The sequence below is a fragment of the Streptomyces clavuligerus genome (genome assembly GCF_005519465.1).
GTDB lineage: Bacteria > Actinomycetota > Actinomycetes > Streptomycetales > Streptomycetaceae > Streptomyces > Streptomyces clavuligerus.
This window is the reverse complement of sequence record NZ_CP027859.1, coordinates 897,764-912,310: the sequence shown is the minus strand read 5'-3', so window position 1 is coordinate 912,310 and position 14,547 is coordinate 897,764. Positions and strand designations below refer to the sequence as shown.

Annotated in this window: 10 protein-coding genes and 2 pseudogenes; 7 read left to right on the top strand and 5 right to left on the bottom strand. The window is 72.4% G+C overall.

What is annotated here, in order from left to right:
* Nucleotides 1–82: 82 nt before the first annotated feature.
* Together CRV15_RS32215 and CRV15_RS32210 are read right to left on the bottom strand one after the other, a co-directional pair.
* Complete coding sequence (locus CRV15_RS32215) at nt 83–556, bottom strand: hypothetical protein (RefSeq protein WP_003953088.1); 474 nt, start codon at nt 554–556, stop codon at nt 83–85.
* A gap of 959 nt (nt 557–1,515) precedes the next feature.
* Complete coding sequence (locus CRV15_RS32210; RefSeq protein ID WP_009999338.1) at nt 1,516–3,561, bottom strand: AfsR/SARP family transcriptional regulator; 2,046 nt, start codon at nt 3,559–3,561, stop codon at nt 1,516–1,518.
* A 511-nt stretch (nt 3,562–4,072) separates the two neighbouring features.
* Here CRV15_RS32210 and CRV15_RS32205 point away from each other — a divergent pair.
* The 3 genes and pseudogenes from CRV15_RS32205 to CRV15_RS32195 all read left to right on the top strand — a co-directional run.
* A pseudogene (locus CRV15_RS32205) lies at nt 4,073–4,429 on the top strand (sensor histidine kinase); the annotation flags it as partial.
* A pseudogene (locus CRV15_RS37195) lies at nt 4,414–4,587 on the top strand (DNA-binding response regulator); the annotation flags it as partial. The pseudogenes CRV15_RS32205 and CRV15_RS37195, both read left to right, overlap by 16 nt.
* Before the next feature lie 395 nt (nt 4,588–4,982).
* On the top strand, nt 4,983–5,978 hold the full coding sequence (locus CRV15_RS32195; protein ID WP_231406030.1) for a helix-turn-helix domain-containing protein: 996 nt from the start codon (nt 4,983–4,985) through the stop codon (nt 5,976–5,978).
* Between the two features lie 64 nt (nt 5,979–6,042).
* Here CRV15_RS32195 and CRV15_RS32190 read toward each other — a convergent pair whose 3' ends face one another.
* The 3 genes from CRV15_RS32190 to CRV15_RS32180 are packed head-to-tail and all read right to left on the bottom strand — an operon-like array spanning nt 6,043 to nt 8,709.
* On the bottom strand, nt 6,043–6,510 hold the full coding sequence (locus CRV15_RS32190; protein WP_003963325.1) for an NUDIX domain-containing protein: 468 nt from the start codon (nt 6,508–6,510) through the stop codon (nt 6,043–6,045).
* 29 nt (nt 6,511–6,539) lie between these two features.
* Nucleotides 6,540–8,051 (bottom strand): DUF6545 domain-containing protein, encoded by a 1,512-nt coding sequence (locus CRV15_RS32185; RefSeq protein ID WP_003963324.1) that lies wholly within the window; start codon nt 8,049–8,051, stop codon nt 6,540–6,542.
* A 52-nt stretch (nt 8,052–8,103) separates the two neighbouring features.
* The gene (locus tag CRV15_RS32180; RefSeq protein WP_009999333.1) at nt 8,104–8,709 is read right to left on the bottom strand and encodes a hypothetical protein; all 606 of its coding nucleotides are present in this window, start codon (nt 8,707–8,709) and stop codon (nt 8,104–8,106) included.
* 903 nt (nt 8,710–9,612) lie between these two features.
* On the opposite strand from CRV15_RS32180, the gene tap reads away from it, so the two are divergent.
* The 4 genes from tap (at nt 9,613) to CRV15_RS32155 (ending at nt 14,510) form a co-directional block, all read left to right on the top strand.
* A complete protein-coding gene (gene tap / locus CRV15_RS32170) occupies nt 9,613–12,192 on the top strand; it encodes a telomere-associated protein Tap (protein ID WP_003963323.1) in 2,580 nt (859 codons plus the stop codon).
* 7 nt (nt 12,193–12,199) lie between these two features.
* Nucleotides 12,200–12,754, top strand: a complete 555-nt coding sequence (gene tpg / locus CRV15_RS32165; protein ID WP_003953098.1) for a telomere-protecting terminal protein Tpg — start codon at nt 12,200–12,202, stop codon at nt 12,752–12,754.
* Between the two features lie 185 nt (nt 12,755–12,939).
* Nucleotides 12,940–13,824 carry a metalloregulator ArsR/SmtB family transcription factor gene (locus tag CRV15_RS32160; protein ID WP_009999332.1) on the top strand — a complete coding sequence of 295 codons (885 nt, stop codon included), beginning with the start codon at nt 12,940–12,942 and terminating at the stop codon, nt 13,822–13,824.
* Between the two features lie 86 nt (nt 13,825–13,910).
* Nucleotides 13,911–14,510 carry a dihydrofolate reductase family protein gene (locus CRV15_RS32155; protein ID WP_003953100.1) on the top strand — a complete coding sequence of 200 codons (600 nt, stop codon included), beginning with the start codon at nt 13,911–13,913 and terminating at the stop codon, nt 14,508–14,510.
* Nucleotides 14,511–14,547 lie beyond the last annotated feature (37 nt).

Below are 14,547 nucleotides of genomic sequence, written 5' to 3'. Positions count from 1 at the left end.
GCCCGGCCGCACGGGGTCCGCCGCGCGGCCGGGACTCAGGCGATGCCGGGACTCACGTGGTCAGGCTCAGGTGGTCAGGTGATCAGCAGGGCCTGATCGACCACACCGGGGTCCAGGACGCGGTGCCGGTGTCCTTGGCGGTGTTCGTCCAGCGCTGGGTGCCGTTCTGGTTGTAGAAGCGGGCGACGGTGCCCGAGCTCTGGTTGTTGTTGAACGTGCCGTCGCCCGTGCCCCTGAACTGGTAGAGCTGGCACGTGTAGTACCGGTAGATCGTGCCGTTGGCGACCTGGACACACAGCCATCCGTTGTCGCACGCGGGCGCCCTGGTCCGGTCGACGGTGGCCCCGGGCTCGGCGATCGTCGCGCTGCCGCCGGGGAAGTCCACCGTGTTCCGGCTGGTCTGACGGGCCTCGGGGTGCTGCTCCAGGAATGTGTCGACCTTCTGCTGGAGCGGGGACGCCTGCGCGGGCGCGGCGCTTGCGTTGCCGACGGCGAACTGTCCGGCGACGAGCGCCGCCGCGGCGACGATCATTCCCAGAGTCTTGCGCGGAGCCATGTCAGTCTCCTTCGTCGGTGGTCGATGGGCCGGGCCACCTGTGCGGGACGGCCCGGCGGAACGAGAACATCGTGCGGTCCGCTGGATGGCTCCGGCAGCAGGCAATCCCGCCAGACACGACCCTCTGGCATAGGCGCTTCGCATACGTGCCGGAAAAGTGACTGATGACAGCAGGGGCCGGTGTTGCTCGGCGGCCAAGAGCGCAGGCTGTTCGCTGCGGCCGGCTGTCGCCGCTCGGGCCCGTTCCGGTGGAAGCTCTGTCACCGGGCGGGATTTCGCCTGCTCGCCCGTCCTCTGGGTGGGGCCCTCTCCGTCGCTGATCGGGCCGACCCGACCGGGAGGAAGCGGCGGGTAAGACGCCGATGTCTGATGACCCTTGCCCGGATATGGTGGGAATGGTGCATCCTGCGGCCGTCATGGCGGTGGCCGGATCGAGGGGACGGCGCCTTTTGATGCCGCGCCCAGTTAACTGCACTGGTTCTGCACTTGACCTACGCTTGACCTTCGTCTTGTGCAGGTAGTGAGGGCTTCGGACGGTGTCGCCCGGCGACGCAGGACGAGTACGGCCGGGGCGACGGCCGAGAGCACGGCCAGTACCGCACCGGCTGTCACGGCCGCGCCGAGTGCAAGCCCACGGCAGCTCGATCGCAGTCCACACCGACAGCAGGGCCGGCGCGCCCCGCGTACCGGCCAGGTCGAACCCGGCGACCAGCGGCCCGAGGACCCGCCGATGACGACCACCAACAGGGCCTCGGCGGCCACCAGCCGCAGTACCTGCGGCGATGTCCTCGGCCGACGCCCCCGCGAGCTGCCCGTCGGGCACGGGACGCCGCCCGCCCCCTATGGGCGGACGGCGTTCTTCCGGCGGTACTCCCCGCGGCCCCGCCCGGGTCGGCTCGCACGCGCACGCCCGTCAGTGGCCGCTGTGCGGGAACGCCGTCGCCGTCGGTCCCGGCACGTCAGCCCACGGCGATCCGCTCCTGGGCCCGGGGCCGGACCCGTTCGACGACGGAAGTTCCGGCGGCGGTCCGGGGCACGGTCGCGGCCGGGCCGGACGTGTCAGGGACCGAGAACGGGCGGCCCGCGGCCGGGCCTGAGTCCCCCGGAGCCGCCCCGGCGGACACCGGCATGGCGGGCATGGCCGCCGTGGGCAGGGCGGACAGCGCGGACAGGGCGGGCCGCGCGGGAGCCACGGTGAGGCGGAGCAGCGGATGGAAGCGGTAGCGGGGCGCGCCCGCACCGTCGACGCCGTGCGCCTCCAGCAGGGACGCCTCGACCAGCCGCTCAAGGAAGTCCTCGGCCCGCTCCTCGGCCACCTCCCCGGGCAGCCCGAAGAGCGGCAGGGCCGCCTGCGACGCGGTGAACTCGCCGTCCGCACAGTGCACGAGACGGTGGATCAGCTCCACTTCCCTCTCCTGTCGACGACCCAGCGCCGCCGACAGGACCCGCCGTACGTCCAGCGTGCCGACCCGCAGCTCCGCGAGCCGGGCGGCAGGGTCGGCCAGCCGCCGGGCCAGCCGTGCCACCGGCCAGTGCGGCCGGACCGCGAGCCGGGTGGCGGCGGCCCGCAGCGCGAGCGGCAGCCGCGCGCACGCCTCGACGACCTCGCGCGCCGCCTCGGGCTCCGCGCGCACCCGTGCGTCCCCGATGACCGCCGCGAGCAGACCGAACGATTCCTCCGTGGTCAGCGGCTCCAGTGTCACCGTCCATGAACCGGGCCCCATCGAGAACTGGTTGCGGCTCGTCACCAGGACGGCGGCATCGGCGGTCGCGGGCAGCAGCGGCTCCAGTTGCAGCTCGTTCACCGCGTCGTCGAGGAGGACCAACAGCTTCCGTCCCGCCGTCAGGGTCCGGCAGCGATGGATCAGATCGTCGAGCCGCAGCCGGTCCCCGTCCGGGGCCCGCAGCCGCTCGGGGCTCTCGCCGAGCTGCCGCAGCAGCCCGGTGAGTACGTCGCCGCAGTCGGCGGGGGTGCCGTCGGCGGCCCGGAGCCGCAGATGGAGCAGCCCGTCGGGGAACTCCTCCGCCATGGTGTGCGCGGCCTGCACGGCCAGCGCGGTCTTGCCCACGCCCGGCATCCCGGAGACGAGCAGCCGCCGGGGTCCGAACGCGGTGGGCCGGTGTCCGGGCGAAGGCGCCAGCCGTTCGCGGACCTGGTCCAGCTCCGCCGTGCGGCCCGTGAAGTCCGCGGTGGCGGACGGCAGCGTCACCAGCGGCGCGGCGGCCCCGGCGGGCGGCTCCTGGAGCACCACCCGCGCGGGCTGCGGCAGATTGTCCAGCTCCCGGCTGAGCACGGCCTGATAGGCGGCGGTGAGATCGGACCCGGGGTCCACCCCCAGCTCCTCGGTGAGCACCTCGCGGCCCTCGTGGTAGACGTGCAGTGCCTCCGCCTGCCGTCCGCACCGGTACAGCGCGGTCATGAGCTGGGCCCGCAGCCGCTCCCTGAGCGGGAACTCCCCTACGAGCCAGGTGAGTTCTGAGGTCAGCGGGCCGTGCCGGCCGAGCGCCAGCTCCGCCCCGATCCGGTCCTCCAGCACGCTCATCCTGGCCTCCTCGAACCGCGGCAGCTCCACTTCCGCGAGATACGGGGTGACATTGCCGAGTGCCGGGCCCTGCCACAGGTCGAGCGCCCGTCGCAGCACCGAGGCGGCCTGGGCGAAGCGGCGCTCCTCCAGGGCCGTGCGCCCCAGCCGCTCCAGCCGTTCGAACTCGAAGGCGTCGACGTGCGCCCCGTCGGTGACGAGCCGGTAGCCGGGCTGTCGGCGGGTCAGCCCGACCGAGGGCCCCAGCCGCTGCCGCAGCCGTGAGATATGCGTGTAGATCTGCGCGTTCCGGGTGGCGGGCGGTCTCAGTCCCCACAGGAGTTCGCTCAACCGCTCGTCGCTCACCACCCGGCCGCGGGCGAGCAGCAGCGCCGCCAGGGCGGTGTGCATCTTGGAGCCCGACAGCGCGATGGGACGCCCTTCGTCTCTCACCTCGACGGGACCGAGAAGCTGGAATTCCACGTAAACCCCCCTGTTGCGGTCGACCGGGCGGCCCGGGGGCGCCGCGGTCGGATCAGAACGCTGGAACATCGGTCGTGCGGTCGTGCGGTCGTGCCGTGACGTGGTGCGGTGGTGCGGTGACATGGCGCGGTCGTGCCATGTCGTGACGTGCCGTAACGTGCCGTGACGTTGAGTGTGCTGTGCGGTGGTGCGGTGGTGCGGTGGTGCGGTCGTGACGTGGTGCGATGGCGCGGTGCGACCGTGCGGTGGTCGTGCGGTGGTCGCGCCTCGTGCGGTCGTTTCGCGGTGTGTCAGACCGTCAGACGGGAGACACTGTCAGGTGGTTGGGTGCGTATGGGCCCGTACGAGGGTGGGGCGGGCCCTGCCCCCGATCCGGCCCTGGACCGATGGCCTCCGCCCGTCCACCTTCCTCAGGTGATCCCCCATGCGCCCTCGGAAGGTTCGGAATGTGTGGCAGGTGATGTCCCGCCCGGGCTGTCCGCTCTCCGGCCGGCCCTGGCGCTCCACCGCCTATCTGCTCGGCGGAGCGGTGGCCGGTGCCCTGATCCCCGTGGACATCGGCTTCGCCCTGCCGGGCCGGGTGCCGCGGGCGGTGGAGTCCGCCGCCCACTTCGTCGTCTGCGAGGCACTGGCCGGCGTCGCCAAGCACAGCGGCGCGCGCCGCGCGCGGGTGGGCGGCGGTCACCACGACGCCAGCCTGTCCCTGGAGATGCGCGACGACGGCCGGGGCGGCGCGGACGCGGCGGCGGGCAGCGGCCTCACCGGTCTCGCGGACCGGGTGTCAGTGCTGGATGACAGACTGGCCCTGTCCAGTCCGCCCGGCGGACCGACTCTGATACATGTGGAGTTTCCGTGCCAAGTGACCGAGGCCGCCGAGCGCTCCGCGCAGCGCTCGCCGAGGACAGCGTGCTGCTGCGGGAAGGTCTCATCGGCCTGCTCGACCGCTGCGGTCACGAGGTGGTGGCGGCGGTCGGCGACGCGGAAGCGCTGGTGGCGGCGGTCGGCAAGCACAGCAGCTCCATCCTGACCAAGCCGGGCCTGCCGTCGGCGGACGGGACCCACCGCAGGGTGCCGGCCGTTCTCGCCTGTCTGCGGGCCTGGGCCGTGCCGTGGACGGGCCCGCCGGGCCGGCCGTGCAAAGTGGTGTGGAGCCCTGGGCGCGGTCGTGGCCATGGTCGGGACGGTCTCTTTCTCACCGGGTCGGTGATGTCCCCCGCCGGGGTCCCCTCGTGCGGGCCGTACAGTTCGTACGGTCGTACGGGGAGCTGCCCGCGGGAGGCGGGTCGCTTGTCGACGAGGAGAGTGGCCGGTCGAAGCGGTCGCAAGATCACTCACCCATCGCTGAAAGGTGAAAGTATCTCCATCTGGTGATCTGTTCAAGGGGCAGTCGTCCCTCTTCCGCCCATTCCCGGAGTAACCCCATGCCCGACCGCATCTTTGACGGAAACAAACTTCGCGATTACCGCGTGATCAGGCGTATGTCGCAGTCAGATCTGGCCGCGGCGCTGGATATCAGGACGAACGCCGTCTATCGCTGGGAAAACGGATTGGCCACACCGCCGCAGGAACGCCTGCCGGGGATCGCCGCGATGCTCGGGGCCGATCTCGACGAGCTGTTTCCTCGTCCGGCGCCGCCGAATCTCGCCGATTTACGGTGTGATGCCGGGATGCGTCAGTCCGACACCACCCGCTACACCAACAGCATGTCCCCCATGCCGATCCGGGCGGCCGAACAGGGCAGGCGCGCCCTGTCCGACGAGGCCGTGACGGCCCTGGCGCGCGCCTACAACGTCACCCGCGCGGAACTGCTCGCCGCGCAACGGCGTTCGTTCGGCTTCGACCAGCCCGCGGTACCGGAGCAGACTGCTCCGACTGCTCCGACTGCCCTGGTGGCCCAGGGCGCACGGGCGCGCCGGGGCGACCACCCGTCGGCGGGGACGCGGGTCGAGCCGGGGCGGCAGGAGCAGGCCGGGAGGCAGAGCAAGGAGATGCCCGCGCAGGCCGCCACCACCATCGCCGAGAAGATCGCCTATCTGCGCGCCGAACTCCACGGCGGTACGGGGCCGTCGGACGCGGACCTGGCGGTGGCGGGCAACGGCAGGGGCGGCCCGGCCGTCCTGACCGAGCGTCTGGTCAGGGAACTGCGCACAGGCAGACGCACGACCGCGCCGGACGGCGTGCTCGACGCCCTGGCCCTGGCCTTCGACGTCCCCCCGGTGTACTTCCGCAGCAGCGACCCGGGTGTCCACCGGCTGGTCGTCTCGGCGCGCGCCGTGCACAACGAGTTCACGATCATGGCCGCACGCGGCGGCGAGCAGGAGATATCGCGGGAAGCCAGGGATCAGTTGCGGGACTTCATCAGTGACACCATGGCGGAGATCCTCGGTACCGGTGAGGACGAGCCGCGCACGCCGTAGCGTGGCCGTCCTCCCGCCGCCGGGCCGTCACCGCCATGGTGGTGGCACGCTCACCGTCCCCCGGTCACCGGCGCTCGGGGCGCGGTCCCGCCACTTCGAGATGGACGGAACCACCGTCCCGGAGCGCGCCCAGCGCCGCGTCCCACAGGGGCCTGCGCGAGGGCGGAATGTCCGTGGGGGAGATGTCGTCGGGACCGCTGAAGCGGAACGCCGTCAGCTCGCTCTCCTGGATCACGATCGCCTGCTGCTGCTCGGGCGTGAGCGTGCCGCCGTCGAAGATCCAGTAGATGTGCCCGCCGTCCGCCGTCTGGACATACGTGGAGACCAGCAGCCGTCCGGGCGTCTGCTCGATACCCAGCTCCTCCCGCAGCTCCCGCTCGCACGCCTGCCGGGGGGTCTCGCCCTCGTCGACGCCGCCGCCCGGCAGATTCCAGCCCTCCTTGTAACCGGGCTTGACGATGAGGTATTCGCCCTTGCCGTTGTCCAGGAGGGCCCCTGCCGACATGGTCGGCCGGGCGAGGGGGTTGGTCACAGGTGCTCCTTGCGTCGGTGGGTGGGTGATCAGGCGCAGTCGGCGGTGGCCCGGGCCAGTACGGCCCGCACGTCACAGGCGCGGACACGGCCGTACGCGCAGGCCACCGCCCGCAAGTGTGGCACTTCCTGCCGGGGGTCCGTGCCGGGGTCGAAGGGGTACGGCGCCGGCACGGAGCGCGGGGGACCGGGCGGCGAAGGGGCCCGGTACAGCAGGGCGGAACGTATCCACAGGGCCTCGGCCAGGATCTCGGGGTCGTGGCCCTCGCGCCCGGCCGTTCCGCGCGCCCTGTCCGTTCCGTGTGCTCTGTTCCCTCCGGGGGTTCCGTCCCCCAGGGTTCCGTCCCCGAAGGCTCCGTCCCCGAAGGGGCCGTCCGTTCCCGGGGTCCCGTCCGTTCCGAAGGTCCCATGGGGAAGGCTCCGCACATGGTCGCGGGCCCGCTCGGCGAGGTCCGTCGGGGCCTGGCGCCGCAGTTCGAAGATGCAGTCGCGGATGTCGACGGTGTAGCGGCTGACGCGGACGAGCAGGGACGGATCGGGGCTGGTGAACACGTCACGGAAGGTGTCGAGGGGACGGCCGACCACCGGCAGCCGCGCGAAGAGCCGACTGGGCCGGTGGCGGACGACGTCCGGGGCCGCCGTCGCCAGATCCCGCCACAGCCAGTGCAGCGACAGAAGGCTGCGGACCGCCCGGTAACGGTAGGAACCCGCCCGCGCGAGAGGGGCGATGGCGCCGACCCCCCACAGCACCGAGAACAGATAGAGCAGGGAGTCGGTGACCGCCTCCTGCGTCCGGCTGATGTCGTCGGGCACCGTCGTGAAGCTCACTGTCACGACGAAGGCGGTGCGCAGCAGCACGTACACCACGGCCAGGGCCATCGCCCAGGACATCATGAGCATCCCGACGCGCACGGAGCGCACCGGCGTCACCCGGGCCGCCCCGCCCCACTGCACGGCGCAGACCGCCGCGGCCGTCCCCATGTAGAGGTAGAACAGCCCCATGTAGACCGGCAGCCCCGGGTCCCCCTCATGGCGCTCCAGGAAGGACGGGGCGGCGGTGTCCGGGGGATGGAGCAGGAAGAAGAACGTCGCCGCCATCACGGCGATGGTGCCCGCCGAGGCCCGGGTGGCGATCCGATGCACGACGGCCGACACCCGGGCGCTGCGCCGCCGGTCCGCGCCGTGGTCCGCGCCGTGGTCCGAGCCGGTGCGGTCACCGGGGAGACCGGTCGAGTGGCCGGCCGGGTGCCCGGTCGTCCGGCCGGTCTCCGCGTAGACCGCGGTGACATAGCGCAGCAGGACACAGATCCCGATGATGGCCGTGACGTGCTTGAAGAGATAGCTCAGGTCGAGGACGCCGGTCCGGTCCAGCAGCGCCTTGACCTCCGAGGTCCGGCACAGCCAGCTCACCGCGAGCGCGGCGAAGAAGCCCCAGAGCGAGCGCTCCCTGCGGTGCCCGTTCCAGGCGGACTTGGCTCGCAGCAGGGGCTGGAGGATCAGAAGGCCCGCGATCGCGTAGGAGAACGCGTCGGTCACGCTCATGGCTTCCTTCACGCTCAATGGCTTCCTTACGGGGATTCCCGCAGGGGTTTCCTCACAGGGCGGTGTCGCTCCCGAAGGGGTAGGAGAAGTCCTCGGCGAGGCGGCGGGCCACGGAGTCCTCGATCAGCGGGGGGTTGAGGGCCCGCTGACTGATCAGGGTGGCCGCGTCCTCGGTGCGTTTCTCCACGGCGGTGTCGTAACGGTGCCGCCCGGCGGCCTGTCCGGAGGCGATCAGCTCCCGCACCCGCGCCGGGGTCAGGTCGCGCAGAACCTCGTCGGTGCCGACGACCCCGGTGGCGTCCTCCGCCCAGAGATGGACGAGTTCATGCACCTTGATCTGGAGCTCGTGCGAGGGCGAACCGCCCGTCAGATGGAGGATCAGATCGAGCGGCCGGGTGTCGTGCTTGATCCAGAGCCCGCAGAAGCCGGTGAGACCGGCCAGATGGGCGGGCATCGGCTTCATGACGATGCGCCGACCACGGGCCTCCTCCAGATTGCCGACGAACCGGGAGAGGTCGAAGGGCCGGGGGAGGGGCAGGGAGGCCACCAGGCGCTCCGTCTCCTGACGCAGAAGACGGTGGGTGCGCCGGGCCCGTAACTGGTCGAGGGCACCGGCCACGAGAGCTGAGCCGGGGTACTGCCCTGCGTGCGTGAACACTCCACCCCATTCCTCGCCACCATGGACACCGCCCAGTGCCCCACACCGGGCGCTCCGGCGCAGGGCCGGGTCCCGTTCCCCGTACCGGTGGGGTCGGCAACACACCGGATACGAGGGTTTGGCGCGGGGTCCGTACTCGTCCCTCGTGCGGGTGTGCACGGGAGGTACGAGAGCGAAAAGATCATGACTCTTCGGGAATCATAACCAGCCACTCAGTGCATGATCGGCCCAATTAACTGCGCATGGCGATAAATGAACCCTCAGACGGATCGGTGTATGACGAATCTACGCAGGTGGATGCTGCTGTGTAGAGAGTCTGAGGATACCCGTCGCAAGTCGTGAAGATGGCGTGAATCTACTCGTTTTAGATTGACGAAAATGGGTAAGGGTGGCGCCCGGCGCTCCTGGTGGCCCGTGCATCGGCCCGCCGATGTGGCTGGATGAGCCACTGAACGGTGTGTCAGGGCATCCCGTCGACCCTTGACCCTACTCGGCGGTAGCCTGTCGGGACTGTGGTCCTCGGCTGTGTCCTGATGGACGCGGGCGGGGTCGTCGCAGTCGCAGTCGCTGGGGGTCGCGCGGTCCGCGATCCGGCGCTGGACCGTGGCGGGATGTGCGATCCGGCGCCGGAGTGCCGTCGGTCGGCGGTCGGCTGCCACTGATCCGGAACGGTCGGATGCCAGGAGGTGAAGGACCGGAACACCCCGCGGTGGCCGGTCGGGGCCGAGCGCGGCGCGAGGGCGGGACGGATACGGACGGACTCGGCCGCCGCGCTGACCGCACCGGCCACCAGGACGAACAGGATCGGATTTCCGGCTTCCGGCTTCCGTCTTCCGTATGCCCGTCGAGGCGTGTGCGAGGAGTGAGTAGCGAAAAGGGTAGTGTTCTGCGCGGAGGTATGTGATGTCCCACGGCCAGGATGCCCTTTTCGCCCGGGTCGACGCGTTGCTGGCGCGGCCCGATGAACTGCCGCCGCCCGCGGAGCGCAAGCGGCTGCGGGAGGCGGCGAAGGTGACTCAGCAGGAGCTGGCGGAGGTCTTCGAGGTCCGCCGGGAGTCCATCCGCGCCTGGGAGACGGGCCGCAGCGAGCCCAAGGCCCCGAAGCGACAGGCGTACGCCCGCCTGCTGGAAGGCTGGGCGACGAAGTACCCGACGCCGACACCCGCTTCGGTTCCGGCGGTGCGGGAAGCCTGGACCGCTGGTGAGCCCGCGCACCCCGCGCCGGGTGACGGTGTCGGCTCATCTCCGGCGCCTGCCCCGGCTGTCGCCGCGTCCGTGTACCCCGCGCCGGGTGACGGTGCCGCCCCGTCCCCGTTGCCTGCCGGGTCCGCCGGGTCCGCCGGGTCCGCCGGGTCCGCCGGGTCCGCCGGGTCCGCCGGGTCCGCCGGGCCTGCGCCTGTCTCGGCTTCGGATACCGTTCCGGCCCCTGCCTCGGCGGCGCCGGGAGCCTCGGCCGTCGCCGCGTCCGCGCAGCCCGCGCCGGGTGACGGTGCCGCCCTGTCCCCGTTGCCTGCCGCACCCGCCGGGCCTGCCGCGCCCGCCGGGTCCGCCGGGGCGACTCCGGCTCAGGCTCCGGCTCAGGCTCCGGCCCCGGTGCCCGCTCCGGCTTCGGCCGCCGCCGAGCCCGGGCAGCCCGTGCCGACGCCCGGCGTCTCCCCGGTCCCCGCGCCCGCCGCACCCGCCGGGTCGGCCGGACCCGCTCCGGTCCGGGCCGCCGCGCCGGTGCCAGCGGTACCCGCACCCGCACCCGTGTCCGTGCCGCCGGGGCCCCGCCCCGCAGCAGCCCGCGGCGCCCGGGCCGTACACCCCCCGCAGCCGCCGCGCGACCCCCGTTTCCCCTCCGGGCCCCTGGCGGTGCTCGACGGCGACGGCACCGCCTACGCGGCGGGCGGCGTGCTGTTGGAGTGCCCCGCCGGCACGGTTCCCGAGCTGGTGGCGTGGGCGCTCACCGAGTCCGGGATCGGGGCGGCACGGCTGCACCGCCACGGCAAGGACGCCGATCCGCTGCTCGTCCTCACCGCCCCCGCCGCCGCACGGCTGGGACTGCCCCTGGTCCTGGAGGACCGGCGGGGACTGCGGCTGCCCGCCGACCACCCCGTGGTCAAGGAGATCGGCCGCGCGGGCTGGAAGCTGACACAGCGCGGCTTCGGCCCCTGGCCGAGGATCTACCGGCCCGCGAAGGCCGGACAGCGGCAGTGCGTCCAGCTCGCCGTCCTGCCCTGGGGCGCCCTCGACCCCCGTGCCTGGGGCGAAGCCGCCTCGCTGGACGCCGCCGAACTCGCCCGCACCCTCACCACCTACGCCACCCGGGTCCTCACCCCCCGGGGCTCCACCGCCGTCAGCGGCCTGGAGCTGATGACCGCGCTGCGCCCCCCGACCCGGGCCGTCAAGGACGAGACGACCGGAACCTGGGTCTCCGCGCCCAACCCCGGCGCCCTCACCCGCCCCGTCGACCCCGCGCCGCCGGAGGCGCCCGCCGAACACCCCGTCGCCCAGGGCTGGCCCGCCGACCGCTTCCTCGACGAGGAGGCGTACCAGTGGGTCCGCGACCCGGAGCTGCTCGCCGACGAGGAGTGCCTGCTCCCCTACGCGGTCGGGATCGACATCAACACCGCCTTCCTCGCCGCCGCCGCCCGGATGCCGATCGGGCTCGGCGACCCCGTCCACGTCGCCTTCCCCGCCTTCGACCAGAAGATCCCCGGTTCCTGGTTGGTCGACCTCTCGGCCGTCGCGATCGACCCGCGGCTGCCGTCACCGTTCACCCCGTCCGGCGCCCGTCCGACCGGTCCGGCCTGGTACGCGACCCCGACCGTGGCATACGCCGCACAGCTCGGCGCCGACATCCGCCCCCTCGAAGGCTATCTGCGCTACGGGACGGCCCCCTGCCTCGACCCCTGGCACGAACGGCTGCGCGACGCCTATGTCCAGACCATGGCCGACCTCGGCGTCCCCGTCGCCAAGGACGCCGACGAGCACACCTTCCTCGCCGCGATGGACGGACACAAACAGCGCGACCCCGGACTGGCCGCCGTGCTGTCCGCCATCAAGTCCACCGTCAAGGGCGGTATCGGCAAACTCCGCGAACGCTCCCAGGGCCGCGGCTACCGCGACGGCGAACGCTGGCCCGCCCTGGAACGCCCCACCTGGCGCCCCGACGTCCGTGCCGCCGTCATCGCCAAGGCCAGGGTCAACATGCACCGCAAGATGGTCAAGACAGCCGAGACGACCGGACGTCATCCGCTCGCGGCGCTCTCCGACTGTGTCGTGTACCCGTCCGCCGGGCCGTCCCCGCTCGACTTCCTGCCCCTCACCCCCGAGGGTCGTGTCCTGCCCGGGTCCTTCCGCCTCGGCGCCACCCCCGGACTGGCCAAACTGGAAGGGGTCCAGGAGATGGCCTGGGCGGTGGACCTGATGGAGAAGGGCCTCAACCCGGCCCGGCACATCAAGGACGGCGTCGACGCCGTCCTCGACGAGGGGGAGTGAGTAGCCGATGGGCGACATCGACGACGCGCTGATCCGCGCCGACCAGGAACTGTTCACCCGTGAGCCGCCGAAGTCCACACAGGCACGGGTGCGGTTCCTGCTCGGCAGGCTCAAGACGACGAAGGCGGTGGCGGAGGCGATCGGGGTCACCCGCCGCTCCGTCGAGCGCTATCTCTCCGGCGAACGCAGGACCCCGCCGCGGCCCATCGCCGACCGGATCGAGAAGGAGGTCCGGCTCCGCTGGCAGCCGAGGGTCCGCGAACGCCGCCGCCGCGAGGCGGCCGCCCGTACCGGCATCACCGTCGAGACCCGGGCCCGCTTCGGCTACACCGCCCCCATCGGCACCACCGACGACCCGCGCATGCGCCGTCTCACCGTCCACCTTCCCCCGCAGTACGCCGACCGCCTCTTCACCGCCCAGCACGAGGGCGCCGCCGAGCGCCGACTGCGCGAGATCGTGGCCGAAGGGCTGCAACGGGTGTACTTCCGCGACGAGGGCGCCCGCGCGGCCGGGCTGGACGTCGAGATCACGGACATCGACTACCTCGACCTGTCCTACTGACCGCGCCTGTCCGCCTGAACGGTCCCGTCCGCCCGAACGGTCCTGCCCTGCCGGTCTTCTGAGCTCCTGAGCTCCTGACCTCCTGCCGCCCCCTCTCGTTTCCTGCCGCCTCTTCTCCGCACCGGCCGATGACCGCCCAGAAATATTCCTTGACGCGAATATTCTCTGTAACGAATACTAAAGCCATGGACGCACTCCTCACCGCGCTGGCCGACCCGGCCCGCTGGCGGCTCGTGGCCCTGCTGGCCGAGCGCCCCCGCCCGGTCGGCGTTCTCGCCCGGCTCGCCGAGGCGCGTCAGCCGCAGACGACCAAGCACCTCCAGACCCTGGAGCGCGCGGGCGTCGTCACCTCCCAACGCTCCGGCCAGCGCCGCGTGTACACACTGCGGCCCGCTGTCCTGCGGGAGCTGGCCGCCGAGCTGGACCGGCTCGCCGACGCGGCCGACCGGGCCACCGGGGCGGGCACCGCCCATGACCGCTATGGGCTCAGCCTGCACACGGAGAGGTCCACCGCCCGGGAAGCGGGGGAGGGGTGGGCCGATGGCCGCTCGTTCCGCTTCCTCCGGCCGCTGGCGGCGGGCATCGGGCCGGTGTGGCGCCATCTCACCGAGTCACCCCTGCTCGCGCACTGGTGGACACCCGACGAGCTGCGCGTGTCCGAGCTGGTCTTCGAGCCGCGGCCGGGCGGCCGGATCGTCCTGGAGTACCGCGACACCGAGGACACCGACGGATCGGACCCGGTCGTCGGGCGCGCGGAGGGGACCGTCGACGACGTACGCCCCGGCGAGCGCCTCTCCTATCGGCTCTCCCCGCTGCTTCCCGATGGCGGCACCGCGTTCACCGCGCAGGTCGACCTGGACCTGCGGCCGATGGGCACCGGTACCGGCACTGGCACTGGCACCGGCGGGACAGGCGCCGGTACGGAGCTGGACGTCCACTACCGGATCACCGGCAGCACGGCCGACTCCGCGGACTTCGTCGCGGGCATAGAGATCGGTTTCGGCCAGAGCCTCGACAGGCTCAGGGAAACCCTCGCGGAGGGTCCTGCCGAGGCGCCGGACACCTCCTGAGAACCGGATACCGGCACCAGCGCCGGCCAGGTACCGGCGCCTCGGCCACACCCTGCGCACACCCCACCGACACCAGGAGAAACGAAGTGCCCCAGCAGACCTCCCGCCGCCGTGTCGTCACCAACATCGCCCTGTCCCTCGACGGCCGCTACGCCGGGCCCGACCCGCTGGACAGCGGCTGGGTGCTGCCCTACGCCGTCACCGATGTCGCGAGCGACCATCTGACCAGCCTCTGGACACCCGCCACGACGGCCCTGCTCGGACGGGTCAACGCCGAGGGCTTCCTCGCCCACTGGCCCACCGTCATCGGCGCGGAGGGAACCGACCCCCGCCACGAGGCGTTCGCGCGGTGGCTAGTCGACACCGACAAGGTGGTCCTCTCCTCCAGCCGCACCGAGGCGCCGTGGGAGCGGACGACCCTCGTGGACAAGCCCGCCGCCGAAGTCGTCGACGAGCTGAAGGAGACCGACGGCGGCGACATACTCGTCCTCTCCAGCGCGAGCGTCATCAAGCCCCTGCTGGCTGCCGACCGCGTGGACCGGCTGGCGCTCACGGTCTTCCCCGTCTTCCTCGGCGCCGGGCCGCGCCTCTTCGACGCCGACCTCCCCGCCGGGAAGTGGTCGCTGGTCAGCGAGGCGGCGGGTGAGCACGGCACGCTGTGCCTCGTCTACGACCGCGTCCGCTGAACGGCCGGGAGACGGAGGAACGGGGGTGCACGTGATA

What these genes read in the sequence shown, in the direction of transcription:
- CRV15_RS32215 (WP_003953088.1), bottom strand. Translation starts at nt 556, where the DNA reads ATGGCTCCGCGCAAGACTCTGGGAATGATCGTCGCCGCGGCGGCGCTC.
- CRV15_RS32195 (WP_231406030.1), top strand. Translation starts at nt 4,983, where the DNA reads ATGCCCGACCGCATCTTTGACGGAAACAAACTTCGCGATTACCGCGTG.
- CRV15_RS32185 (WP_003963324.1), bottom strand. Translation starts at nt 8,051, where the DNA reads ATGAGCGTGACCGACGCGTTCTCCTACGCGATCGCGGGCCTTCTGATC.
- tap (WP_003963323.1), top strand. Translation starts at nt 9,613, where the DNA reads ATGTCCCACGGCCAGGATGCCCTTTTCGCCCGGGTCGACGCGTTGCTG.
- tpg (WP_003953098.1), top strand. Translation starts at nt 12,200, where the DNA reads ATGGGCGACATCGACGACGCGCTGATCCGCGCCGACCAGGAACTGTTC.
- CRV15_RS32160 (WP_009999332.1), top strand. Translation starts at nt 12,940, where the DNA reads ATGGACGCACTCCTCACCGCGCTGGCCGACCCGGCCCGCTGGCGGCTC.